Source organism: Psychrobacter vallis, assembly GCF_904846715.1.
GTDB lineage: Bacteria > Pseudomonadota > Gammaproteobacteria > Pseudomonadales > Moraxellaceae > Psychrobacter > Psychrobacter vallis.
This window is the reverse complement of sequence record NZ_CAJHBU010000011.1, coordinates 46,816-73,187: the sequence shown is the minus strand read 5'-3', so window position 1 is coordinate 73,187 and position 26,372 is coordinate 46,816. Positions and strand designations below refer to the sequence as shown.

The 26,372-nt window shown below is 43.3% G+C and carries 21 protein-coding genes; 16 read left to right on the top strand and 5 right to left on the bottom strand.

What is annotated here, in order from left to right; genetic code table 11:
• Window positions 1-39: 39 nt before the first annotated feature.
• From rlmKL to JMY02_RS08595, 7 genes are all read left to right on the top strand, one after another.
• Complete coding sequence (gene rlmKL, locus JMY02_RS08625; RefSeq protein ID WP_201597208.1) at window positions 40-2,346, top strand: bifunctional 23S rRNA (guanine(2069)-N(7))-methyltransferase RlmK/23S rRNA (guanine(2445)-N(2))-methyltransferase RlmL; 2,307 nt, start codon at window positions 40-42, stop codon at window positions 2,344-2,346.
• A gap of 256 nt (window positions 2,347-2,602) precedes the next feature.
• Complete coding sequence (locus JMY02_RS08620) at window positions 2,603-3,178, top strand: TerD family protein (protein ID WP_201597203.1); 576 nt, start codon at window positions 2,603-2,605, stop codon at window positions 3,176-3,178.
• Between the two features lie 228 nt (window positions 3,179-3,406).
• A complete protein-coding gene (locus tag JMY02_RS08615; RefSeq protein WP_201597201.1) occupies window positions 3,407-4,471 on the top strand; it encodes a DUF475 domain-containing protein in 1,065 nt (354 codons plus the stop codon).
• A 215-nt stretch (window positions 4,472-4,686) separates the two neighbouring features.
• Window positions 4,687-5,607 (top strand): glutaminase, encoded by a 921-nt coding sequence (locus tag JMY02_RS08610; RefSeq protein ID WP_201597199.1) that lies wholly within the window; start codon window positions 4,687-4,689, stop codon window positions 5,605-5,607.
• A gap of 335 nt (window positions 5,608-5,942) precedes the next feature.
• Window positions 5,943-6,518, top strand: a complete 576-nt coding sequence (locus tag JMY02_RS08605; RefSeq protein ID WP_201597197.1) for a TerD family protein — start codon at window positions 5,943-5,945, stop codon at window positions 6,516-6,518.
• A 198-nt stretch (window positions 6,519-6,716) separates the two neighbouring features.
• Window positions 6,717-7,469, top strand: a complete 753-nt coding sequence (locus JMY02_RS08600) for a TIGR00266 family protein (protein ID WP_201597196.1) — start codon at window positions 6,717-6,719, stop codon at window positions 7,467-7,469.
• 57 nt (window positions 7,470-7,526) lie between these two features.
• Window positions 7,527-8,132, top strand: a complete 606-nt coding sequence (locus JMY02_RS08595; RefSeq protein WP_201597195.1) for a TerD family protein — start codon at window positions 7,527-7,529, stop codon at window positions 8,130-8,132.
• Between the two features lie 118 nt (window positions 8,133-8,250).
• On the opposite strand, the gene JMY02_RS08590 is transcribed toward JMY02_RS08595, so the two are convergent.
• Window positions 8,251-9,549, bottom strand: a complete 1,299-nt coding sequence (locus JMY02_RS08590; RefSeq protein ID WP_201597194.1) for a TerD family protein — start codon at window positions 9,547-9,549, stop codon at window positions 8,251-8,253.
• Between the two features lie 335 nt (window positions 9,550-9,884).
• On the opposite strand from JMY02_RS08590, the gene JMY02_RS08585 reads away from it, so the two are divergent.
• The 6 genes from JMY02_RS08585 to JMY02_RS08560 all read left to right on the top strand — a co-directional run bounded on the left by JMY02_RS08585 (window position 9,885) and on the right by JMY02_RS08560 (window position 16,935).
• The gene (locus JMY02_RS08585) at window positions 9,885-11,036 is read left to right on the top strand and encodes an ATP-grasp domain-containing protein (RefSeq protein WP_201597193.1); all 1,152 of its coding nucleotides are present in this window, start codon (window positions 9,885-9,887) and stop codon (window positions 11,034-11,036) included.
• A gap of 89 nt (window positions 11,037-11,125) precedes the next feature.
• On the top strand, window positions 11,126-12,358 hold the full coding sequence (locus JMY02_RS08580) for a trypsin-like peptidase domain-containing protein (RefSeq protein ID WP_201597192.1): 1,233 nt from the start codon (window positions 11,126-11,128) through the stop codon (window positions 12,356-12,358).
• A gap of 44 nt (window positions 12,359-12,402) precedes the next feature.
• Window positions 12,403-13,710: a phosphoribosyltransferase domain-containing protein gene (locus tag JMY02_RS08575; RefSeq protein WP_201597190.1), complete on the top strand. Its 1,308-nt coding sequence runs from the start codon at window positions 12,403-12,405 to the stop codon at window positions 13,708-13,710.
• Window positions 13,711-13,752: 42 nt separating this feature from the next.
• On the top strand, window positions 13,753-14,556 hold the full coding sequence (locus JMY02_RS08570) for an HAD hydrolase family protein (RefSeq protein WP_201597188.1): 804 nt from the start codon (window positions 13,753-13,755) through the stop codon (window positions 14,554-14,556).
• A gap of 48 nt (window positions 14,557-14,604) precedes the next feature.
• Window positions 14,605-15,786, top strand: coding sequence for a cysteine protease StiP domain-containing protein (locus tag JMY02_RS08565; protein WP_201597186.1), 1,182 nt, complete (start codon window positions 14,605-14,607; stop codon window positions 15,784-15,786).
• Between the two features lie 72 nt (window positions 15,787-15,858).
• Window positions 15,859-16,935 (top strand): HpcH/HpaI aldolase/citrate lyase family protein, encoded by a 1,077-nt coding sequence (locus tag JMY02_RS08560; protein ID WP_227678456.1) that lies wholly within the window; start codon window positions 15,859-15,861, stop codon window positions 16,933-16,935.
• An 85-nt stretch (window positions 16,936-17,020) separates the two neighbouring features.
• On the opposite strand, the gene JMY02_RS08555 is transcribed toward JMY02_RS08560, so the two are convergent.
• The gene (locus JMY02_RS08555) at window positions 17,021-17,833 is read right to left on the bottom strand and encodes an alpha/beta fold hydrolase (RefSeq protein ID WP_201597185.1); all 813 of its coding nucleotides are present in this window, start codon (window positions 17,831-17,833) and stop codon (window positions 17,021-17,023) included.
• 325 nt (window positions 17,834-18,158) lie between these two features.
• Between JMY02_RS08555 and JMY02_RS08550 the strand changes: the two genes are divergently transcribed.
• Window positions 18,159-18,956: an enoyl-CoA hydratase/isomerase family protein gene (locus tag JMY02_RS08550; protein WP_201597183.1), complete on the top strand. Its 798-nt coding sequence runs from the start codon at window positions 18,159-18,161 to the stop codon at window positions 18,954-18,956.
• Window positions 18,957-19,075: 119 nt separating this feature from the next.
• On the opposite strand, the gene JMY02_RS08545 is transcribed toward JMY02_RS08550, so the two are convergent.
• The 3 genes from JMY02_RS08545 to acnB all read right to left on the bottom strand — a co-directional run bounded on the left by JMY02_RS08545 (window position 19,076) and on the right by acnB (window position 23,424).
• On the bottom strand, window positions 19,076-19,519 hold the full coding sequence (locus JMY02_RS08545; RefSeq protein WP_201597182.1) for a PACE efflux transporter: 444 nt from the start codon (window positions 19,517-19,519) through the stop codon (window positions 19,076-19,078).
• Window positions 19,520-19,808: 289 nt separating this feature from the next.
• Window positions 19,809-20,618, bottom strand: coding sequence for a hypothetical protein (locus tag JMY02_RS08540; RefSeq protein WP_201597181.1), 810 nt, complete (start codon window positions 20,616-20,618; stop codon window positions 19,809-19,811).
• A gap of 202 nt (window positions 20,619-20,820) precedes the next feature.
• On the bottom strand, window positions 20,821-23,424 hold the full coding sequence (gene acnB, locus JMY02_RS08535) for a bifunctional aconitate hydratase 2/2-methylisocitrate dehydratase (protein WP_201597180.1): 2,604 nt from the start codon (window positions 23,422-23,424) through the stop codon (window positions 20,821-20,823).
• A 622-nt stretch (window positions 23,425-24,046) separates the two neighbouring features.
• Between acnB and lipA the strand changes: the two genes are divergently transcribed.
• A complete protein-coding gene (gene lipA / locus JMY02_RS08530) occupies window positions 24,047-25,090 on the top strand; it encodes a lipoyl synthase (RefSeq protein ID WP_201597179.1) in 1,044 nt (347 codons plus the stop codon).
• A gap of 303 nt (window positions 25,091-25,393) precedes the next feature.
• Complete coding sequence (gene mtnP / locus JMY02_RS08525; protein WP_201597178.1) at window positions 25,394-26,287, top strand: S-methyl-5'-thioadenosine phosphorylase; 894 nt, start codon at window positions 25,394-25,396, stop codon at window positions 26,285-26,287.
• The last annotated feature ends 85 nt before the right edge of the window (window positions 26,288-26,372 follow it).

Genomic DNA, 26,372 nt, shown 5'->3' with positions numbered 1-26,372 from the left:
TTATTTGAATTTTTTGTTAATTTAGCCACAGGTATCCGTATGACCGTAACAACCACGCCCACATCTTCAGCCGCCTCTTCACCAGAGGTATCGCTTGATCTTATTATCACCTGTGCCGATGGGCTTGAAGCACCGCTACAGACTGAGCTGACAAGCTTTGGTATTGCAAGCGACATCAAGAGTACGGGCCGTTTGGCAGTTACCGGTTCTTTGCGTGATCTATATAAGATTTGCCTTTGGTCACGCGTGGCTTCGCGAGTATTGATGCTCATCAAACGCAAAAACATCAACACCGAATACGATGTGGCTGAGCAGCTTTATGGGTTGGCAAAATCGGTTAATTGGACTGAGCAGTTTAGCCTAGAGCAGACGTTTGCCATTCGTCTATCCGTCGATAAGCGTGTGGCGGTCAGTCAACAGTTTGCGATGCTGCGTATCAAAGATGCGATTGCTGATACGTTTAACGAAGTTTATGACAGCCGTCCAAATGTGGACAGCAAGTCTCCTGATTTTGCTATTTTTGCGACCGTCAATGACAAGCAAGCCGAGCTGTATCTAGATTTGTCAGGAACCAGTTTGCACCGTCGTGGTTACCGTGTAGCCATGACAGAAGCACCATTAAAAGAAAACTTGGCAGCGGCTTTGCTTTATAGCGCGGGTTGGCATAAGAAAAACGAGGCTGGTAATGCGCCTTTTTATAATGCGCTTATCGATCCGATGTGTGGCTCTGGAACATTCATCATCGAAGCGCTACTCATGCATTGTGATTATGCCGTAGGTATTGATAAAGCAGCCAATCAATTTGGTTTTTATCAATGGCAGCATCATGATGAGACATTATGGCAGCAGATGATCGATGACGCACAAACGCGTTTTCGTGAGGCGTTAGAAATTGCCAACGAACAACCAGACACCTTACCGCTCATCTTGGGATTTGATGCCGATAGCGGCGCTATTGTGGCCACAGAAAAGAATTTAATCGCCGCAGGTTTGCAAGATTTGCTACCGCTACTCGATATTGAAACCCGTGCGCTGGATCAACTAAGCTCCGTTCTAAAGCCTTTGGTCGATGATGGCAGATTGAGCAACCCACTAATCATCACCAATCCGCCTTATGGTGAGCGCTTGGGTGATGAAGAGATGATTAAGCCGTTATATCAAGCGATTGGGCTTATTTTACAAGACAGTTTTGCGGGCAGTGGCATTGATCCGATGCTTGGTATCTTGGCATCTCATGTCGAACAAGTTGATATCTTGCCGATAAAAGAACCAAAAACCTTGCGCTGTCATAATGGTGCTATCACGGTTTATTTCCGCTATGGAACATTGATTGCAGGACAAACCGGCAATCTCGTTAGCCGCTTTGAAAAGCGCGATATTGAGACAGAAGACGGTCAAGACTTTATTAATCGTTTGCAAAAAAATCTTACCAAGCTCAAGAAACTGGCGAAAAAAGACAACGTAAGTAATATCCGTGTATACGACGCTGACTTGCCTGATTTTAAAGTAGCTATCGATCTGTATGGCGACTATGCTCATGTGCAAGAATATGCACCGCCAAAAACCATTCCACCTGAGACGGCAAAGAAACGGTTTAATCTGGCATTGATGGGTATTCGGGAAGTTTTTAACATTAACCGTGAACAAATTTTTATCAAAACCCGTGCTCGCCAGTCTGGTAACGATCAATACAGCAAACAAGGCAACACAGAAAAGCGTGGCAAATTCCATGTGGCGCGTGAAGATGGTGCCTATTTCTATGTCAACTTTACCGACTATTTAGACACAGGGCTATTTATTGACCATCGCAATATGCGCGCCCGTATTAAAGACAACAGTCGCAGCAAAGCGGTATTGAACTTATTTGCTTATACTTGTACAGCGAGCGTACACGCGGCACTGGCAGGCGCTAAAAAAGTGGTCAGTGTAGATTTGTCACAAAACTATCTCGATTGGGGCAAGCAAAACTTTGTGCTTAACGGTTTGGATGTCAGTCGCAATAAATATCAATTCGTTGCTGCCGATATCTTTGAGTGGATAAAGGACAATACTGAGCAATTTGATGTTATCTTTATTGATCCACCAACCTTTTCAAACTCCAAAAAGTTTCAAGGTACTTTCGATGTGCAGCGTGACCATGCTGCCCTCATCAATCGTGCGATGAACCGTCTAACCGCTGACGGCGTATTGTATTTCTCTAATAACTTTACGCGCTTTGAGTTAGATGAGCAATTGACCGAGCGCTATGACATCATCAATATCACCCAAAAAACGATTGGTTTTGATTTTAATATCAAAAAACCAATCCATCAGAGTTTTGAGATTCGTCATCGTCAGAGTTTATAAGTAAATACTTATACATCAGAGCGTAGAGACGATTAAAAAAAGGAATCAAGATAGATACAGTACCTAAAGCTTTTTTTGTACTCAATTCAGATAAAACATAACAATGACCCAATCAGCTTTGATTGGGTCATTTTTTGTTGTTATGATAGAGCGTCATTAAGCGATGGTCTTGCGCCATTTTGGGCGCAACGTTGCTTTTTTTATGATTATAAGTATCTTCAAATTTTTAATTGACTCTAATAATAAGGACAACCTCATGGCTTTATCACTTAATAAAGGCGGCAACTTATCACTCACCAAAACTGACCCAAATTTAACCAAGTTATTAATTGGTTTGGGCTGGGATGAGCGTGCCACTTCTGGCTCTGAGTTCGATCTTGATGCGAGCGTGTTTTTGTTAAATACCGCAGGCAAAGTACGCGGTGATCACGACTTTATATTTTATAACCAATTAAAGTCTGACAATGGCGCGGTTGAGCATACAGGTGACAACCGTACTGGCGAAGGTGATGGTGATGACGAGTTGGTCAAAGTAAACCTTACTCAAGTACCTACTGATGTCGACAAAATCGTTGTGACTGTCACCATCCATGATGCGGCAGCTCGCAATCAAAACTTTGGTCAAGTGGCAAACGCTTTTATCCGCGTTGTTAATGAAGAAACTGGCACTGAAGTTGTGCGTTTTGATTTAGCGGAAGACTACTCTGTCGAGACAGCCATGGTCTTTGGCGAAGTGTATCGTCACAACGGTGAGTGGAAATTCCGCGCCGTTGGTCAAGGTTATTCAGGTGGCTTGCAGGCCATGTGTCAGCAGTATGGTGTCGATATTTAAACCACCATTGCTACTGATGTTTGAGCAATTATCGAGACCATCAACACATCCAAAGAGCAAGTTATTTCTAGTTGCAAAATAGCCACAATTATTGATAGCCAAATGGCCAATAATGGGTTATGTTTCATCTAATTTTATGTACAAGAAGTGGTTAGCAATAGCCACTTTTTTGCGGTTTGGGTCTATACTAGACCGACCTTAGCTTTACGCAACCAGACAGGATGTGTCATGAGACATTTTTATTTCGACTTTATCTTCACAGCCATTGCTTTAGTGATAGCAGCATGGTGGGGATATTCACATGGCGGTATTGGCGGCTTAATTGCCACTCTATCTATTACCGCTATTTTGGCTGTCATGGAAATTTCATTATCATTTGATAATGCGGTAGTCAATGCCTCAGTCCTTAAAGGCTGGGACGAATTTTGGAAAAAGATATTTTTAACGGTTGGTATTTTAATCGCTGTATTCGGTATGCGCTTGGTATTCCCCATTGTCATTGTCGCCGTTACTGCCGATCTTGGCATGATGCAAGTTATTGATTTGGCATTGAACGATCCTGAGGAATACTCAGCCCGATTAATGGCGCATCACGCTGAAATTTCAGCATTTGGTGGTATTTTCTTACTATTGGTATTCTTAAACTTTGTCTTCGATGATAAAGATATACATTGGTTTGAATGGCTTGAGAGTCGCTTAGCAAAACTGGGCAAAGTCGATGCGATGAGCGTCTTCGTAGCACTGATTGTCTTGATGATTTCAGTATCTTGGGCGCCAGTTGCACAAGCTGGTGCGGTATTGATCGCAGGCGTTTGGGGTATCTTGGTTTATCTTGGCGTACAAGTAATCTCTGGTATGCTTGAGGGTGATCTCGAGGAAGAACTTGATGCTCAGGGCAATAGTACTGGTGAGGTAACTAGCGCTATTATGAAAGGCGGTATTGTTGGTTTCTTATACTTAGAAGTCCTTGATGCCTCGTTTAGTTTCGACGGTGTGATTGGGGCATTTGCTATTACCAATGACGTTATCGTTATTATGCTAGGTCTTGCCATTGGTGCGATGTTCGTACGTTCTATGACTATCTTTTTGGTGGATAAAGGCACGCTTGATGAGTTTATCTATCTTGAGCATGGGGCGCATTATGCCATCGGTGCACTTTCTGTCATTATGTTGTTATCCGTGAAGTTCCATGTACCTGAGCTGATTACAGGTCTTATCGGTATCGCCTTTATTGGTTTTGCGTTATGGGCATCTCTGAAACATCGTAAGGCTGAAGCGGCACGTTTGCATTAAGACGTATCATCCGCTCATACTTTGTTTGTCTAAGCAGGTCATATCATCAGGTATGATCTGCTTTTTTACACGCCAGCTTTTCGAGTATGGATGGAGGTAATGAGACAGGAAGATAAATACTCATCAAAATACAATTCTTTCATCTATATTGCCTCTTATTCAGTTAAAATCATCCTCCTCCAATCACTCAACAGAAATACGGCTACACAACTTATATGCAACAGATTCTTAATGATATTGCCGCACAGATGGCACTTGAGACTGATCGTGGAAAAGTGGCGGATTATATCCCGCAACTCGCCCATGTAGATCCAAACCAGTTTGGTATTGCAGTAGCGACACCTGACGGACAGATGTATACAGCAGGCAATGCGAGTACTCTGTTTTCGATCCAAAGTATCTCTAAGATATTCACCCTAACCATCGGTCTTGGTAAGTTGGGTGACGGGCTGTGGACACACGTTGGTCGTGAGCCATCTGGCGATCCTTTTAACTCGATTGTAATGCTAGAGCATGAGACTGGCAGGCCACGCAATCCATTTATCAATGCCGGTGCAATTGCGGTGGTTGATGCGATTATGATGGGACACGAACCCAAAGAAATATTGGGTGAGATTCTGCAGTTTGTACACTTTATTACGGACGATGAGTCCATCCGTTTTGATCACAAAGTGGCAGCGTCCGAAATGGAGCACAAAGACCGCAACGCATCGCTTGCATACTTTATGAAATCTTTTGGTCGCCTCAAGCACGATGTAGATAAGGTGTTGGGTACTTACTTTCATCAATGTTCGATTGCGATGAATTGCCAGCAATTAGCCAGTGCTGGTCTCTATTTAGTCTCCAACGGAGTTGACAAGCACTCAGGGGTACGTGTGATCAACGAGCACCGGGCAAGAAGGATTAACTCACTAATGATGATGTGCGGTCATGACGATGGGTCTGGTGAGTTTGCCTATCGTGTCGGTTTACCCGGTAAAAGTGGTGTTGGTGGTGGTATTTTAACCATAGCCCCCGGTAAAGGCTCTATCGCTGTTTGGTCGCCAGGGCTTGATCATATCGGCAACTCTAAGCTGGGTTTGAAAGCATTGGAGATGTTTGTACAGGAAACAGGCTGGTCGGTTTTTGCACAATAAATTCCTACCTCGATGCTTTGGTAGATAGCTGAAACCTTTAGTCTAATAGCTAAATTGGCTGATTTTTTCATAACAGCACCTTACCTGTTATATGAAAAAGTGTTATAAAGTATCAGAGATACAGGCTTATTATGTTCCTTAGTAAACATATGGCCAATGCACAAAATACGACTTGCTTACTGGGCAAACGCTTAGTATAGTAAAACGTAACAATATGCAGGGCATGGCGGTGAGGTTTACTAAGCCTCTATACCTCTACATTTAACACTGCACTATTTTTAGATCATTTTTTGTATCACCCAATCCACTTAATTATTAATCCAAAGGATATTTATATGGCTATTAGCTTAACAAAAGGCGGCAACGTAAACTTATCAAAAGAAGCGCCAGGTTTAACCAATATTACGGTCGGTCTTGGCTGGGATCCACGCGCCACTGACGGTAAAGAATTCGATTTAGATGCGATTGGCTTTTTGGTCAATGAAGCAGGCAAAGTGCGCAATGATCAAGACTTTATCTTCTTTAACAACCTAAAGTCAGACAATGGTGCCGTTGAGCATACTGGAGATAATCGTACTGGTGAAGGTGATGGTGATGATGAGAAAATCAAAATCAATCTGGCTAGTATCCCAGCAGACGTTAGTAAAGTAGCGATTTGCGCTATCATCTATGAAGGTCAAGGTCGCAACCAAAACTTTGGTCAAGTGGGCGATGCCTATATTCGTGTGTTGAATGATAATGGCGATGTTGAAATTGCCCGTTATGACCTATCAGAAGATGGCAGCACTGAAACAGCGATGATTTTTGGCGAATTGTATCGTCACAACAGTGATTGGAAATTCCGCGCTGTGGGTCAAGGCTTCAGTGGTGGTCTTGGACCATTAGCTGGCTCTTACGGTGTGAACGTTTAAAGCTAAATTTAATTTGATCATCTGATCAGATAACTGGCGTAATTAGGCATCTATTTGCGCTACTTTAAAGCTATCAAGTGTTTTTTAAAGCATTTGATGGCTTTTAATTTAATTGGCCGACTGAAATTAAAAAACCGCCTATCTAAGAAGCATCGTAAGCGCATATCTCAGAGATATTAGCATAAGGATTTGTAAGCTATGGTCGCCACATTCAGCTTAATCGGTACTATTGAGCCTTTTTTACATTGTCATTTAAAAAAAGGCGAGTCAATCTTTTGCGAAGCCAATGCCATGGTCATGATGGAGTCTAATCTTGAGCTTAAAGGCAAGTTGCAAGGTGGTTTCATACAATCATTGATGCGCAGATTTGCAAACGATGAATCCTTATTTCAGCAGCAGATTGAAGCCGTCAATGGTGAAGGTGATTGTTTACTTGCTCCAACGCTGGATGGCGATATGCAAATCATCGATGTCGGTACATGCCAATATACATTAAGCGATGGTGCTTTTGTGGCGGCACAAACAGGCGTTGATATTAGAGCTAAAATTCAACGTAATTTGGGCGGTGCGGTGTTTGGTGATACTGGTGGCTTTATGGTTATGCAGACACAAGGGCAAGGCCAAGTCGTCGTGTCAGGTTTTGGTTCACTGTTTGAGATTGATGTGACACCTGATAAAGACGTCATTATCGACAACGGACACGTGGTGTGCTGGAATTCAGAGCTTGATTATAAGCTTTCTGTTTCGACCAGTAAGAAAAAAGGCATCATGAGCAACATTATTAATTCAGTCACCAGTGGCGAAGGGATGGTGTTGAACTTTTCAGGTACTGGTAAAGTCATTATCTGTTCACGCAATCGCGATAGTTATCAAGGCTGGCTGCAAAGTATCTTAGGTACCAGCTCAGGTGGACGCGGCGGCAACAACGGATTTTTGAACAATGTGTTGTAGCTACATTTTATAAAAATTATTCAATACTCTACTCACAATTATTATAAGGATTATCACATGGCAATTAGCTTACAAAAAGGTCAAAAAATATCGCTTAATAAAGAAGCTGGCGGCGAGCTTACTCAAGTAAAATTGGGTTTAGGTTGGGATGTCGCACAAGGACCACAAGATAAGAAAGGTGGTTTCCTAGGTAAATTATTCGGTGGTGGTAGCGGCGACTCTATTGACCTAGACGCCTCATGCATTATGTTTGATAGTAACAAACAAGCCGTCGATGCTATTTGGTTCAATCAGCTTCAATCAAAAGATGGCAGTATCCTTCATACAGGTGACAATCGCACTGGTGACGGCGATGGCGACGACGAAGTCATTAATGTCGATCTCTCAAAAATCCCTGCCAACGTTGTCTCGCTGGTCTTTACAGTCAACAGCTTTACTGGTCAGACATTTGAGACCGTATCAAACGCGTTTTGTCGTATTGTTAACGCCGACAATAACGCTGAAGTCGCCCGCTATAATTTATCAGCACAAGGTGGACACACGGCTATGATTATGGCAAAAGTCTATCGTCACAACAATGAATGGAAAATGCACGCCATTGGTGAGACTGCTTCTGGTCGTACCTTCCATGATCTAATGCCTGCCATCACGCCGCACGCTTAAGCAGTTTAAATTGAGTTTAAGTTATCTTATTTAAGATACGAACTGTCTATAAGCAATCAGCCCTTCTATCAATGATAGAGGGGCTGATTTTTTGTATTTTATGATGGTATTAAAACGTTTACTTACGACCACGTTTCCAGCTAAACCCCCAATTAAAGGCTTTATCCATTTCTTGATGGCCTTTAAAATATTGGTTGATACGCTCAACATTGATACTGCCTTGCTGGTTCACCAAGCGCGCAATGGCACACATTGGTAAGTTACCCGCGCCTTCTGTTAAACGCGTTTCAATCGGCGGCTGCTCTGGTACATTGATGGTCACCACCCCATCCGTTTGCGCCCAGTTGGGTGCACCATCATAAATAAAGGCAAAGATAAATACCTCTTCAATCTGTGCCCACTGCTGACCGTTAATATCCAGCCATTCCCCGCCGCTGATCTGCCCAGTTCTATCATCGGCACGCAAGCAAACATAAGGGACTGATTGCAGACTACCAAAACGATCGCCTAGTGCTTGAATCAGGGTCTTTTCACCATTTTTAAGATGAATCATCGCGCCGATATCAAGATCGATACCGCCTGACTTATGCTGCTTAAAAAGATCGCCTAAAAGTCCTTTTTTGGGGGCTTGTTTGTCAATATCTGGACGTTGATTCCAGTTTAGATTGACAGAAATTTTACCAAAGTCGTCACGTTTTTTGAGATTGATGCTAGATTGATTTTTGGTTAAAGTGATTTTGCTTAAATTGATTGAAGGACTGGCTGGAATCGGTGGTGGTGTGCTCGCTTGAGGGGCACTGCCCGCTTTTTGTGTGTTGATTGGACGCTGCGTATTGATAGGTTGTGACTGGTTTTGTGCTTGGGTTTGATTTTGGGACTGGCTCTGAGCTTGAGTCTGACTTGGCGCTTCATCAGCAATTTCCACACCGAAATGTTCAGACAATGGTTTTAGGCCGCCCTCAAAACCTTGTGCAATAAAACGAAACTTCCAGCTACCCTGCCGACGATAGCATTCGGCTAAAATAATCGCCTTCTCAACACGCCCAGCAGCACTTAATTGACAAGTCATTAACACTTGGCTGCCTTGCAATACTTGAATATCCACATCACCAACTTGAGCCAACGTTTGCGCACTAGAAAACGCAAGGGCTATCTTTTCGATACCGGCAGGTTGAGACGGCAAATTGATATCAAAAAATCCATCACTGTCATGACCACGAAAACTGACACTGCCATCATCACTACGCGTCTGCCCATAAAATATCATGTCGCCATCGCCGCGTACCTTGCCATCACTCGTCAGACGATAAGCGGCACAATCGATCGCGTTTTGGCTCAAGATACGGATACTAATGTTGTCCGTTGGGAGTGGCGCATTGGCACCTGCCACTAATTTTTGAGATTGGTCTTGGCTCATCATATGTCCTTTAAATAATGTATTATGGCGTTGTGTTTATTATGCTAGCTATCGTCATATAGTAGCACGAATGTCCTTTTTTTTAATCAGCCCGCCCATTCAGTAACTTGCTAAAAATAACCAGACAATGATCTCAAAAATACTTAAGGCTATTTTGTTAGAAGTATTTATAACGTCTAGCATTTGTATATAATAGTCTCTGCTATCAGCAGTACAGGGACTTGGGTTTTTAACTTCACTGACCACTATTTAGGTCTTACCTACATTGCTAATAGTGTTGCGATGACGACACTGAGTTATCCAATTATATCTAACACTTATAACAAGAGAGCATTATGGATAACCTTGCTAACGATAGCCATCATACAACATCGAAAGCCGCTTGGTTAGCGGAAGGTCAGTCAAGCCAGCGCGATATGTTAGCCAGCCTACAAGCATTAAAAATCCAATCTGACACGCCGTTTAATATCATTGCCTCACATCGCCACGATAGACCCGAGGTTTTTGAGTTTGCCGATCGCATCTATTATGAGCCCTATGCAAATGTTGTAGACAGTGATGAGCCAGTCATTTTCGAACCTGTTATACCATTGATGCCACGTTGGCAATTCGTCTTGGAACACGCCCAGCAGAACAATGTTAACGTGTTACTGACTGGCCGCAATGGTGTTGACTATGAAGCGCATCGTGAGATATTTGCTGCAGCTGGCATCCGTTTATTAACAGGTGCGACCAGCGTCACAGCGTTAGAGACGATCGATGATAAATTTGCCTTTATGCAACAATGCCACCAGCACAATATCCCCGTAGCAGATGCTTGGCGCTTTGACAATGTTGCAGAACTTGAAGCTTTACTTACCGAACATGGTCATCAGCCATTATGTGTCAAGCCAGTTACTGGTATTTTTGCGCAAGGGTTTTGGCGGCTGGATTCAGAAAGAGCAACGGACGAGCAATACGATAGCTTTGAGCATTTGTACTTTACTGAAGAAAAAAAGATTAACACTGCCCAATTTATAAGTGCCTATGCAAACAGCCTAATGGTGCGTGAGAGCCCTATTCCTATGCTACTCATGCCTTATTTATCTGGACAAGAATATTCTATCGACGTGGTCTGTGAATATGGTGAAGTTTTGGCCGCCGTCACTCGCTATAAAACAGGTAAAATTCAGCATATCGGCTACGAGCAAGCCGTCATGGATGTCGTCATTCCATTGATTAAAGCATTTGGCTGTGATGGCATCGTCAGTGTCCAAACCAAAGCCGATGACAACGAGCAGCATCGGGTACTCGAAATCAATAGTCGCCCGTCTGGTGGCATTGCTTACACGACTCACAGCGGTGTGGATCTGACACAAATCGGCTTTGCCTATTGGTTAGGACTGACCGATAAACCCAAGCTGGCTGACATCACGCAACAAATAACACCCTGCCAAGTACGCTCAATTATGGTGGGTGTAAAAATAGAAGAAAATGACGTCGAGTAAGCAAGTGATGTTGAGGAACGGACAACCACCAAAGACTGATAACTACTAGACTGATAATTACTGAGTGTACATTCAATGAGAGGCGCACGATGACAGCACAAACGGTGTTAGTGTTAGGGGCAAATACGGTTATCGCGCAACCATCATGTTCAGTCGCTTTCTCTACGACACATCCCCTTAAATTTGGTCAACAACTGGGACTGATCTGGCTGCCGCTAGACCAGCATCGTAAGGCGGTTTGCAGCCCTGCTTATCTTCATGAATCTAAGGACTGGGCTACAATAGACAATGCGGATCACCCAAGCAGTTGGCAGCTGGATTTACCCAAGTTATTCGATACAGAAGGGATTAGTTTTTTACAGCTGATTGCATATGTTTATCACGAGCCAACCCTTAACTTGCCAGCTGTTGAGCTAAAAAATGTCAGTCTGATACTCAATAATGGCGCGATTAAATATGATTTCACAGCAAATGAGCGCCATATCAAAGCGGCCATTGTTTTGGAGATCTACCGGCGTGATGGTCAGTTTAAATGTCGCGCCCTTGGTGAAAGCTCCACCCAAGGATTAGCAAGCCTAGAGCATCGAGTGCAAGTCAGCCTTGATGTCCGTCCACCGAATACGCATGCGCTCATTCAAGCAGCACAGCAGCAGCAGCGCACTCAAGCTAATAATGAGACGCGTCCACCTCGTCAAGTGCAATCGGGTGAGACATGGACAGGAACTGCTTTTGCCATTGACCCATATCATTTATTGACTTGCTACCATGTCATTGAATCAGCGGCAATGATTGGTGTAAGGCAGCAAGGGCAGGCTGACCGTGAGGCGCAAGTGGTACTCAGCGATATCGGTAGCGATTCGGCTATTATTAGAGTGAGCGATCCTCTGCCAAGCTATTTGCCATTAGCGCAGCAATGTGCTGATATGTTGGGTGAAACCATTACGACGTTGGGATTTCCCTTATCAGGACTTAGTAGTCAGCTACAAGTCACGCAGGGCTGTATCTCAGGACTGACAGGGTTTGGCGATGATATCCGTTATATGCAATTCACCGCCCCCATTCAACCCGGCTCTAGCGGCAGCCCTTTATTACTGCCGACTGGCGAAGTTATCGGCATGGTAGCATCAAGTCTGGTTCATGAGCATGCACAAAATATGAACTACGCCGTGAAATTTCAGTTATTATCTGCCTTACTCGCGAGCGCTGGCATTGGCTTAGACAATTTATTAGATTCGTCAGATACCAAAGCGGTACCTCTGACCACACCACAGTTGAGCAAACAAAGCCGCGCGGCGCTCTGGCTAGTAGGATGTCAGGGTTAAGAAAACTGATTATTATATAAAATTAAAAGTGCCAAGGAATATGAATGTCAAACAAGCAACACAGTACAACCATTACTCTGCCTCGCGGTACGCTCGATCTGACCTATCAGACCAATTCAGCGATGAGTAACAATACTTTAGAAAAAAATGACAGTTATCAATTAGAAGACTTACTTGGATTTGCACAGCGTATCAATCCAAAACGGGCATTCTTATTCGTCTCAAAAGTGCTAGGTCGTCATATCCCAGTCGCACCCAGTACTATGCGCAATGCGTTTACCGATTTAGCCGATTTAATCCCTAGTAATTTACCTGAACCTATTTTGGTCATTGGTATGGCAGAGACAGCTGTTGGCTTATCCGCAGGTGTGCATCAAGCGCTACAAACGCGCTATCCGAATGCGTTATTGTTGAACTCCACTCGTCATGCGCAACATGATTACAGTAATAATAATGACAAAAGCAGTAATTCTTTATTGACCACTTTTAGCGAAGATCACAGTCATGCTAGCCAGCATTTGATTTATCAAAGTGCCGATAAAGTCACTCAAGCGCAATTACTGGCCAGCAAAACCCTGATTATGGTTGATGATGAGGCGTCTACCGGCAATACTTGCGTCAATGTCGTGACGGCGCTACGTCATGCTGGACTGACACAATTGGAGCAAGTACATCTAACTACGTTGGTGGATTGGTCATTGGATCAAGAAAATACGACCCAGCAGACAGAGGGCTTTAAGCCTGCGCGCATGGCGGATCGTTTGACTGGCATTGCATTTCATCGCCATCACTTATTGTCTGGTGCATGGCAATGGACAGATGCAATTAACCCTGAGCCAATCACCATGCCATCAGTTGACACGACCGATGCTGGCAGTCAAGCGCTAGGTAATACGGGTAATTGGGGGCGCTTTCCAACGCTAGACAGTACAGACGGTTTCGATCATTATCTTTTGAGATTTCAGACGGCATTTAGCAAATTCAATAATCAAGAAAGCTTCAATATCGCTCAATTACCCAAGAGAGTTTTGGTATTAGGAAGTAATGAATTTGTTTGGTTACCTTTTTTATTGGCAGAATGGCTTGAGACACAATCCCAACAACAAGCTTCTGAAAACACTTCTACGGTTAACTTTAGCGCTTTGACTCGCTCGCCAATTGCGCTTGGTGGTGCAATTACGACTATGTTGAGCTTTAGTGATAATTATGGGCTTGGTATGACCAATTTTGCTTATAATGTCGATCCCAATGAATGGGATTTAATTGTGTTGTGTGTGGAGACATCAGCTGATAGCGTGGATGATCTGTGGCAAGGCTTGGGCAATGTGTTGGTAGTGAGTCCGAAGTTTTAAATCACTCACTGATTTTCAAGTCTAATATTTATGGATAATTTTATGAACCCCCCCTTCTTCAAGCCCAACCCCGACATTATTAAGCCCTACGCTCTCATGGATTTGGACGATACATTGTTCCAAACTCAGCGTAAAATCGATGCGTGGGATTTACCTACTGCTGAACCTGAGAACTTAGTGTGCGCGACCGTCAATAAACAAGGCGAACCGCTAAGCTTTATGAGTCAACGCCAAGCCATTTTCTTTAATTGGTTACGTGCGAGCACTGACTTAATCGTAGTGACGGCGCGTGACCGCAGTGAAATCAAACGCGTTAAATTGCCTTTTGACAGCTGGCAAGTATTGACCCATGGTGCGGTTATTTTAATGCCTAATGGGGAACTGCTCAATGCTTGGCAGCAGCATGTTCATGAGCAGCTTTTGCCACTACAAAAACAGATAAACCAACTTGCTGAATTAATCCTTGAGCATAGTGGTCAAGACAACCTAGTATTTACACTGCATACTGATAGATTTATTAATGATGAACTGACTATCTATTTGGCTATTAAACATGCACAGAAAGACCATCAAATATTGGGAGATCTGGCCAAGCAACTGCCAGTACTCATACCAGATTTTGATAAACACTTTTATGTGCATGTGAATGCCAATAATTTGGCAATATTGCCGGATGGCGTTCACAAGCGTCATGCAGTACAGTTTTTATTAGATAATCATTTGGACAGTCAACGTCCGAACTTTGGTTTTGGTGACAGTTTGGCAGATTTACCATTTCTACAACTGCTCGACTGGTACGGTATGCCCAATCATGGTCAGTTGCACGAGCAGCGTCATGCTCATTGATAAACTTGCGATCTCACTGTCATCACAACGAGTGTGAATACTTATACTATGACTTTAAATAATATAAATACCGAACGAGCGAATTTAAACAGTTATGGCTCAGGCAGCTATCTTGCCAGCGATGTGACTGTTCTGCTCGATATTGTCGAGAAAGACGCCGTTGCTGACGTACCCGTCAATCAAAAAGAAGCGCTCATCCAAAGTGGACAACGTCATTATTCAGATATGTTGACGTTAGAGCAGGCACCAAGTGCAATGCATGAGCAACTATATACACAAGCATTGGCGCAAGGTGCGATTAGAGCCGCGACCGATATCGCTGATTTGGCTTATACGCTCCATCATGTGTTTCAGAAAGACGTTAATGATGAGCATCCACTACTTTTAGTCAGCTTAGTGCGAGCAGGTTTGCCAATTGGCGTATTGTTGCAACGTGCACTTGCCGACTCAAGTAATAACTATGCGTTACCAAGTGTACATTATGGTATTAGTATCATTCGTGATCGTGGTCTTGATCCCCTCGCCTTGCAAATGCTGCTAGAGGCCTATCCGAACAGCCCCATTGTATTTGTCGATGGTTGGACAGGCAAAGGCGCCATTTATCAAGAGCTGGCTCGTAGCCTAGAGGTATTTAGCGACCCAGATCACTGCAATTTTGCCAATATTTTTCATCAAGGTGCGGGTGTTATACCGTTACTCACACTTGCTGATCCAGCAGGTGTCGCTTGGTTGGCTGCTAGTGAGGAGGATTGGTTGATACCATCAGGACTCCTAAACAGTACGGTGTCGGGACTGATTTCACGTAGCTTGTACAGCGAGCCGCAATCTGGGCTACATCGTAGTGTCTTTTATGACAATTTAGTTGAAGCAGATCACAGCTTAGCCTTTGTCGATCACATCGATGCAACGCGCCGCAATTTAACCAAAGCGCCTCAATGCTTGCCAATGTTTAAGCAACCACGCTACCAAACCGCTGACTTAATAGATAAGCTGGCAGCAGAGTACGATATCACCAATCGCAACCGCATCAAGCCGACGATTGCAGAGGCAACACGAGCCATATTACGCCGCGATCCGGAACGTATCCTACTGGCCACTGCCAATCATCCTGATACCATACTGCTAAGACATTTATGTGCGCAGCGAAATATCACTATGAGTGTATTAGGTGATAAAATACTGCCTTATCAAGCCATCACGCTTATCAAACAGCGTACCAAAGACCATTAGTTTTTGCTATATTAAAATCAATGATACATATATTTTACCTTTTATAACCACTCACTATTCACGATGCCGACTATGTCAGATATGCTAAACCACGAATCAAACCTTTATCATTATACTCAGTCTTATGCACATCTGATTACTGAGCGTCATGAGATGGTCAAACTGCACACTCATCATCCTTATCAGCTTGGTGCTAGCCTTTATATGCCTGCGACTCGCCAAGACATTTGGCAAGTCGTTAAGCGTGACAAACTTCCGACGATTAATAGTATTATTATCTGTCTAGAAGATGCTGTCAGTCATAATGATGTCAATTTGGCACTTGCGCGCTTACAGACGCTGCTCCATACGTGGGCCGATCACGCCGACAGTATCAATGTGCCGTCGAGAAAAGCTGGACTTCAGCCAGAGCAGCAAGCCCACAATCCGACCCGTCCGTTAGTATTCATACGCCCACGCAATCCCGCAATGCTACAGCAACTGGCTGACTATGCCCACATTGATCTTATCGATGGTTTCGTCATGCCAAAAGTTGATATGTGCAGTTTATCTGATTGGCGAATGGCGTGTCAGAATCTAAGTAATGATCAGTTGCTCATGCCGACACTCGAGACGGCTGCATTCTTTAATCCGCATCACAACCAAGAGCTGGCCATTGGCTTTAAAGAAGCTTTTAGTCAGCCAATCTTTGCACTGCGTATTGGCGGCAATGACTTGTTTGCTACTCTGCGTTTGCGACGTCCTAAAAACAGCATCGTCTATGACACCCCTATCGGTACGCTTGCCTACCAGCTACTTGGCTGTTTTGTGCCGCATGGCTTTTATTTAACCGCGCCAGTTTTTGAATACTTAGATCAGCCCACGTTATTTATGCAAGAATTGACTCGTGATGTCAGCTTGGGGCTGGTCGGTAAAACCGTCATTCATCCCAGCCAAATCGCATTGGTACAACAAGCGTATTGTGTCCCATTAAGTACCTTAGACGAAGCGCAAGCAATCCTCCACAGTGAGGCCAAAGCGGTATTCAAATACAACAACACCATGCTAGAGCCAGCCACGCATCGCGCTTGGGCAGCAGAAATTGTCAATCGAGCGGAAGTGTTTGGAACCATTGATGATGGTAATAGTGATTACAGCTCACTATTGTAACGACCCCATAGTTAGTCACTATAATGACAAAAATTGTGCAAAAAAGACCGCCATCATGATGTGATAGCGGTCTTTTCATGTAAGGCTAAACGCAATTTTCTAAAAACTGACGTATCACTCGATTGACTTGTTCTGGCTCCTCGACTGTCGACGTATGACCAGCGCCTTTGATAACCGCAAGCTTTGAGCCTGCAATCGCAAAATGCATACGCTCAGACTTCGCGTAAGGCGTGGCTGCATCTTCATCACCCACGATGATGAGGGTCGGTGTGGTGATATCACCCAGCTGCTCATAAGTGCCTGACCGCTCAATGACACCCATCGTCGCCTGAATCACGCCACCTTTGCGATTGCCTTGTAGCATCGTGAGCCATTGTTTACGATCAGATTTACGCAAGTTATCTGCTAAAAAAGTACTGCCGAACATAATAGGCATAACCTTACTGCTCACGCGCTTAATACCCAACCAGCGAATGGCTTTGACCAGCTTGCGATATTGCGGCACGTTTTTGGGATCTTCGGGGTCAGCGGACGTTTCTAAAAGCGTGAGCGACAGCAGCAACTCAGGACGCTTAATTGCAATGCGCTGTGCGATAAAGCCGCCCATGGATAATCCAACAAAGTGACATTTATCGATCTCAAGTGCTTCCAGCAACCCCAGCGCATCCTCCGTTAATGTCTCCATGTCATAACCTGATTTGGTAATCTGCGACTGTCCTTGTCCGCGGAAATCAAAAGCGATACAACGATAGTCCTCTTGAAAATGCGCAACTTGCTTATCATACATCCGCGTGTTCCATAACAGGCCATGGGCAAACACCATCACTGGCTTTTGCAGCTCATTTGGCGCGCTGTCTTCATAATAGATATCGACATCGTTAATTTTTATCGTTGGCATAACCACTTCCTTGTTTGATTAAAGATTGACGCATTGCATGATGTCATTCTGTCACGCTCAGCTTGTCTATTAGCATAATCCATTAATACGCTACCGAATACCCTTTTTGTGACTCATCCGCCTTTAGTCAATTAATCACTATAATCTGTACTGCGATTTAAAGCATTTAAACAGCATTTTGATGTGCCTCAAGCGCCCACAAAACTCACTTTTATAATCATTGCAAGCTGCTATAGTAATCAGCATTGCGTTCTTTATTACCATCATTTTTTATAAAATTTAACACACGCATTTAAAACGGTCTTTCAAAATAAGGAAATCTACGATGTCACTCTCTCTAGTCGAGTATCAAAGCGAAAACCATATTGCCACCATTACCATGAACGATCCCAAGACGCTGAACGCCTTTAGCACGCCATTAAAAAATGCAATTATGGATGCCCTCGATCAAGCTGACAAAGATGCAGACGTGCGGGTTATCGTGCTACAGGGATCAAACAATAATTTCTCTAGTGGCGGTCATATCGGTGAAATGCTTGAAAACGGTATGTCGTCTGAGGCATTGGTGGCGAAGCTTGATTTTATGCTGCGTCAAGTAGCTGAAGTGAGCTTAAAGCTACGGCATATTCATAAACCGATTATTGCAAAATTGGAAGGTGCTGTCGCTGGTGCAGGTATGAATTTGGCATTGACTTGTGACTTTCGTATCGCTGCGGACAATGCAAAATTTGTCCAAGCCTTTGTCAATATTGGTCTGATACCAGATGCTGGTGGTATTTATTTATTGAATCAACTGGTTGGCGCTGCCAAAACGACTGAACTCGTCATGCTCGGTGACAAAATTAAAGCAGATGATATGGCACGCTTAAACTTAGTAAATACTGTCGTGAGCGCAGATGAACTAGACGCAACTGTCCAAGCATTAGCAACGCGCTTAAGCCAACTACCCGGTAAAGCCTTGGCATCAATGAAACATATGATTAATGTTCATGCCTTTGGTGGATTGAATGAAGCGCTGGACATGGAAGTTGAACAACAAAACATGATGGCGGCCACGGATGACTTTAAAGAAGGCATTACGGCGTTTATGGAAAAGCGAAAGCCAGTTTATCAGGGGAGATAACTGGGTAATAGGCTGTTCAATTTGGCCGCTGAACCTATTCTTAACCAGATAATTCACTATTCATAGCATCAAAAAAAGGGCTGCCAATATGGTAGCCCTTTTTTCGTTTATGTCTGTGGTTAAGAAGCAGATGCTGACTTATAGTGATAAGGTAAGGTAAATACCTTGTCAAAGATAAAGGTAAACACAAAGTTATAAATCAAGAAAAATACGAGTAAAGCGGCTTCCATTATAAATGCTTGGATCAAGCCAACATCATACCAAATCATGTATAGCGGTAAGCAGATCAACACCAGACCGACTTCAAATATCAACGCATGAACACTACGAATCAGCAGTGTACGCTCTGCTATCTGCCTGCGCTCTTCCCAAGTTTCAAAAGCGGTGTTGTATACAAAGTTCCAAATGATGGCAGCCAGCGATACCATCATAGCAACAGGTAAGGATTCTGCTGCATCACTATCGCTGAGCTTCATTAATACAAAGGTAGAAGAGATAATTGCGATAATCTCGAATACAATCACGTAGACAATACGACGTTTGAACGGTGATAAAGTAATCATCAACCAAAACTCCAAAGCACCTGTATTTAAACAAAAAAGTGCATATCAAAGTATCGGTCCGTCCCGAGATAGAAAAGAGAGGTAAAATGCAGAGCCACGGTTTCCGCCTGCATTTATATTATACAGAAGATCGCGTATACAATCAGCTTATAGCAGGCTACCTATTGAGCAAATAATTTTTAGTATTTCCATTTTCTATGGTGTTTCGTTACTCACTCTTACAAATTAAGATGAATATAAATTTTTTAGATGCTAACTATTAAAGTCAGTATTTCTGTCTCTAGCACTGCTAAGATTCGTTTAATTCTTTTATCGTTATATGGTTTGATAGCATTCTATTAAATATATTAAATCGGTAAGCCCTTTTGCTCTTATTACCATCAATATGGCATAGTAGTCTTTCGAAAGGTGGCTTTAATGAACTATAAGTAAATCCAATCATTGCAATAAAAACAATTGCGTAAACTACAAAAGTCAAATAGGTTATCGGATTCTCTACCGAGAACTCTTCAAAACTAATCCCATTTAAAATATTGACAGATATTATGATTGGGAATACTGATAAGATAACTTTAAAAAATGCGCTAAAGTGAGAGCTTTGAAATATCTTTCCTGTTGTGTGAAATTCGTTGCTATAAAATAGCAATAATCTATGAGTATTTTCCCAGTCAACTATTTTATCAATCAATATTTTTTTATTTATATTAGAAGGAAGGTTTTCTTTAATCCAAACCTGTTGGATGTCAACTAGTTTTTCTTTATTGTACCTCCTCTTCAGGATACCAAGTTTTTTATCTTCAATATGGATGAAGCATCCAACATACAACAGAAGAGATAAAATATAAACAACCCATATAATATAGCTTGATGCCAGAATATGAGTATTACTACCTGCTTCTAATAGGTTCATTGCATTTAAAATTATAATAAAAATACTCGATACAGCTAAAAAAGCACAAAAAATCAGAGCTAAACAGCTCCATAACCTTCCTTGTCTTAGCTTCCATATCCTAAAAGTACCAAAATATATTTTACTTGACTCAATATCATAATAATACTGGTTAACAATCTCATAAACCTTTCTGTCTTCATTGTTCACACAAGTATCCTTTGCAAAAATTTGGCTGTTTATTATTTTCCGAGTAGATGAAACATTTTGGCTCTAATCTTACTAATTTACTTCTTACCTAACAAGCAAACTAATATCTAATTTTTTAATAATTGACAAAAAACCCCGCATCACTATGATACGGGGTTTATTTTTAAGACTTAAAAACGTTTAACTTAAGCATCAATCAGGATTAGGTCAACTGAGCAACGTTAATTTTATCTGCTTCTTCAGTATAGTCTTCCATACGATCGAAATTCATATACTGATACACTTCCTCGCCCATGCTATCAAGCATGCCAGCGTACTGTTGATATTCTTCGTTGGTTGGCAATTTACCAAGTACCGCTGCTACGGCTGCAAGCTCTGCAGATGCTAGGTATACGTTAGCGCCTTGACCGAGACGGTTCGGGAAGTTACGAGTTGAGGTCGATACCGCAGTAGACTTCGGTGCGATACGTGCTTGGTTACCCATGCATAGTGAACAACCTGGCATTTCAGTACGAGCGCCGGCTTGTGCATAGATGTTGTAATAGCCTTCTTCCATCAACTGACGTGCATCCATTTTGGTTGGTGGCGCAATCCATAGACGAGTCTTGAGGCTTCCTGCTGGTACGTCTTGTAGCAATTTACCAGCAGCACGGAAATGACCGATGTTAGTCATACATGAACCGATGAACACTTCATCAATGGTATCACCAGCGACATCAGCCAAGGTTTTTGCATCGTCTGGATCGTTCGGGCAGCAAAGAATTGGCTCTTTGATCGTGCTCATATCAATCGTCATATCGATAGCGTATTCTGCATCTTCGTCAGCACGTAGTAGGCTTGGTTTTGCTAGCCACTCTTGCATTTGCTCAATACGGCGGCTGATCGTACGCGCATCGCCATAGCCTTCTGAGATCATCCACTTGAGCAACGTGATGTTTGAGTTTAAGTACTCAGTCACTGACGCTTCAGATAGCGTGATCGTACAACCAGCCGCACTACGCTCAGCTGAGGCATCAGATAGCTCAAATGCTTGCTCAGCGGTCAAGTCTTCTAGACCTTCGATTTCAAGAATACGACCATTGAACTCGTTGATTTTGCCTTTTTTATCAACGGTCAATAAACCTTCTTTGATCGCTTGATAAGGAATCGCATGGACTAGGTCACGTAGCGTGATACCCGCTTGACGCTCACCAACGAAACGGACACGTACAGACTCAGGCATATCAAGTGGCATCACACCAGTCGCCGCAGCAAATGCAACCAGACCAGAACCCGCTGGGAATGAGATACCCATTGGGAAACGCGTATGTGAGTCACCACCAGTACCAACGGTATCTGGCAATAGCATACGGTTCAACCATGAGTGAATGATACCGTCGCCTGGGCGTAAGCTTACACCGCCACGGTTCATGATAAAGTCAGGTAGCGTGTGCTGAGTCTCAACGTCAACTGGCTTTGGATAAGCCGCCGTGTGACAGAATGACTGCATGACTAGGTCTGCTTGGAAACCCAAACATGCCAAGTCTTTTAGCTCATCACGTGTCATTGGACCCGTTGTATCCTGAGAGCCGACTGTTGTCATCTTAGGCTCACAGTACATACCAGGACGAACGCCTTGTAGACCACAAGCTTTACCAACCATTTTCTGCGCTAGCGTGAAACCTTTACCAGTATCGGCTGGCTCTTCTGGCTTAGCAAAGATATCTGAATGTCCAAGACCCATATATTCACGAGCACGATTGGTCAAACCACGACCAACGATCAATGGAATACGACCACCAGCACGAACTTCATCTAGCAACGTTGGCGAGTTCAATTTGAACGTAGACAACACTTCATCAGAATCATGCTTAGTGATTTTGCCTTCGTACGGATAGATGTCAAACACATCACCCATGTTTAGGTTATCAACGGCTACTTTTTCAATTGGCAATGCGCCAGAATCTTCCATCGTATTAAAGAAGATAGGAGCAATATTATTACCCAATACTAGACCGCCGCCACGTTTGTTTGGCACGTTAGGGATATCATCACCCATGAGCCACAATACTGAGTTGGTTGCAGACTTACGGCTAGAACCCGTACCGACGACATCACCAACATAAGCCAATTGATGGCCTAATTTTTTCAGCTCTTCGATTTGCTTCATTGGGCCAACAACGCCTTCGTCATCAGCATTGATGCCGTCACGAGAGTTTTTGTGCATGGCTAATGAATGCAATGGGATATCAGGTCGGCTCCACGCGTCTTGCGCAGGTGACAAATCATCCGTGTTGGTTTCGCCAGTAACTTTAAACGTGGTGTACGTTGTTTTTTCTGGTACGGCAGCACGGTTCAAGAACCACTCAGCATCTGCCCAAGATTGCACGACTTCTTTTGCGATGGTGTTGCCCGCTTCTGCTTTTTCAGTCACGTCATTAAATGCATCAAATACCAATAGCGTTTTCTTCAATGCTTCAGCAGCGTCTTGTGCCACTTCTTTATCATCCAGCGCCGCAACTAATGGCTGAACGTTGTAACCACCTTGCATCGTGCCCAAGATTTGAACGGCTTTTTGCTTACTAACAAGGGGAGATGATGCTTCACCCTTTAAGATAGCTGCCAAAAATGCTGCTTTCACATAAGCCGCTTGGTCAACGCCCGCAGGAATACGGTTTTCTAGCAGGTTCATCAAAAATGCGTCTTCGCCTGCTGGTGGACTCTTTAATAGCTCAACCAATTCTGCTACTTGTTTTTCGTTCAGTGGTAGCGGAACCGTTCCTAGCTCAGCACGTTCTTCGACATGTTTACGATAAGCTTCTAACACAATAGTCGTCCTCGTCAGTTGGAGATTTAGCACATTACGTGGGTAGTCAGCATGACCGCCTGCGTCTGTGTACTAGATGAAATAATGATTCGTGCAATCATAGCTTAAAACACTCTAAATGTTAATGGCTAAGCCTTTAAAAGGCTCATAAAGCGGTTTTAAAGGGGGCATATTGAATATTTATTATATAAATAGTACCATCAATAATATCATTGCATGTGCTTTTTTAGCGGCTGGTCAATTGGTCTCTATTATCAACGAGCACTTGCTTTAAGCGTAAACAAACACCATATGAGGGTTATATGTTTCTCTAAAACACTCAAACACTGTTTTGATAAAATGGCTTGGTGACTCGATTTTAGGGGTTATATCCATAACGCCACTCTTAACGGGTCAAATGTTGCAGAGAGTCGAGAAGCATTTTGTGCAGCCATAGATATACTGAATGAGTTAAATATTGATATAGATATTTAAAACTATGGTCATCGGACGAATCGTAGTAGTCTTAACAATATTGATTAAAAATTGACGCCCACATTTCTGTTATAATACTTCCACTCATAAAACATTCTGATAATTCCATAAACCCTTATACCATAAAGGGTTAAGAGATAATTCTATTATGACAACTGCCGTACAAACCCATGTGCCTGCTGCTAAGGTCAAACCGAAAAAAGCCATTCAAGGCGAAAAGCTACGCGGCTACGATAAAGTTGCACGTATCCCAATTAAAGTCATCCCGACCGTCGAGGCCAAGAAAAAGCCAGATTGGATTCGGGTAAAAATGTCGTCACCAGCCGAAGTGGCACGTATCAAAGCCACCTTGCGTGAGCAAAAGCTCTATACCGTCTGTGAGGAAGCGGCTTGCCCCAACCTGCCACAGTGCTTCGCTGATGGTACGGCGACCTTTATGATTATGGGCGATATCTGTACGCGTCGCTGCCCATTCTGTGATGTCGGACATGGTCGCCCGAACGCGCTAGATGCTGATGAACCGCGTCATACTGCTGAGACTATTTTAGGCTTACAGCTTAAATATGCCGTCATTACTTCTGTGGATCGCGATGATCTCAAAGATGGCGGCGCAGCTCATTTTGTAGAAGTACTCAATGAATCAAGAGCCCTTAGCCCCAACTGCTTGATTGAAATCCTAGTACCAGATTTCCGTGGTCGTATGGATATTGCCTTGGATTTGCTGACAGAAACAGCGCCCGATGTATTCAACCACAATATCGAAACCGTGCCTCGTCTGTACAAGGCTTTTCGTCCCGGTTCTGACTATCAGCACTCACTTGACTTGCTCAAACTTTATAAAGAGCGCCGTCCTGACATCGCCACCAAATGTGGCTTTATGGTCGGCCTTGGTGAGACTGAAGAAGAGATCTATGCGCTACTCGACGATCTCAAAGCGCATAACGTTGATATGATTACAGTTGGTCAATATTTGCAACCAAGTAAAAACCACGCGCCTGTTGATCGTTATGTCCATCCAGATGAGTTCCAGCGTTATATGGATTACGGCAAAAAGATTGGTTTCTTTAGCATTTGGGCAGGCCCAATGGTACGCTCAAGTTACTTCGCTGATCGCCAGTACTATGGCGAAGATTGCCCAGCCCCAATCCGTAGCAAAAAGGCATTGGAAGCTGAAGGTAAACTTGGCTGTTAATTGATGGTTTAACTATTAAGCTCTTGGCTAAGAATATAGAGGGTGAATAACAGACATTGTTACTCACCCTTTTTTGTGATCTGTTAAAATCTCAATACCTAAAAATGAGAGTGTGTTGATTGACACAACAGAACTGAATTGTACTTTCCAATTGATTTTTATTACCATTCAAGTTCTGCTATATTTTGTCTCAGTTTTAACTTTAATAGCATGTCCTATAAAACGCACTCTAATTAAGCCAAAAAATACTTTCTTATATGAAAAAGCACCGTTGTCTTTTATGACCAAATTTGGATAACTCTTATGACAATATCTACAATAGAACCCTCAACAGCATTGTCTGCTGACATTGCTGTCATTGGCGGTAGTGGTCTTTATCAAATCCAAGCACTGACCAATAAACGCAGCGTGACGATACAAACACCTTATGGTAGTCCATCTGATGACATTGTCCTTGGTGAATTAGAGGGCGTAACGGTCGCTTTTTTGACGCGGCATGGTCAAGGACATAAACTGACCCCGTCTGAAGTCCCTTATCGCGCCAATATCTACGCACTAAAGACGTTGGGCGTACGTTACATTCTCTCAGTATCAGCGGTTGGATCTCTACAATCACATCTCAAACCATTAGATATGGTCGTTCCAGATCAAATGATTGATATGACCAAGCAGCGAGTGAGTACATTCTTCGGCGAGGGTGCAGTGGCTCATATATCGATGGCAGACCCGCTATGCCCTGCTCTCGCAAATATCCTAACACGCGCCTATGACAAAGCCGAGATTGATGAGGGAACCTGTCATCCGCAGGCGACCTATATTTGTATCGAAGGGCCGCAGTTCTCAACCCGGGCAGAGTCAAAGTGGTATCGTCAAATGCAGGCAGATGTCATTGGTATGACCAATATGCCAGAAGCCAAACTGGCACGCGAAGCCAGCATAGCTTATGCGACATTGGCCTTGGTGACAGATTTTGATTGTTGGCATCCTACCGAAGAAGCGGTTAGTGCCGACTACGCCATAAAAAACCTAATGAAAAATGCAGAAAACGCTCAAAAAGTCATTAAGGAAGCAGTTGCTTTGATTGCCGCTGAATCACCTGATTCAATCGCTCATAATGCTTTAGCACAAGCATTGGTCACGCCTATAGAGGCGATGGATGAGCATACCAAAATCAGATTGGCTGCATTGTTAACCTAAATAATAAAACCTGTTTTAATAGATACCAGCCTAAAATAATACAACAAGCCAAACTTTTTGTAATGTTAAGCCGTATATAGTGAGT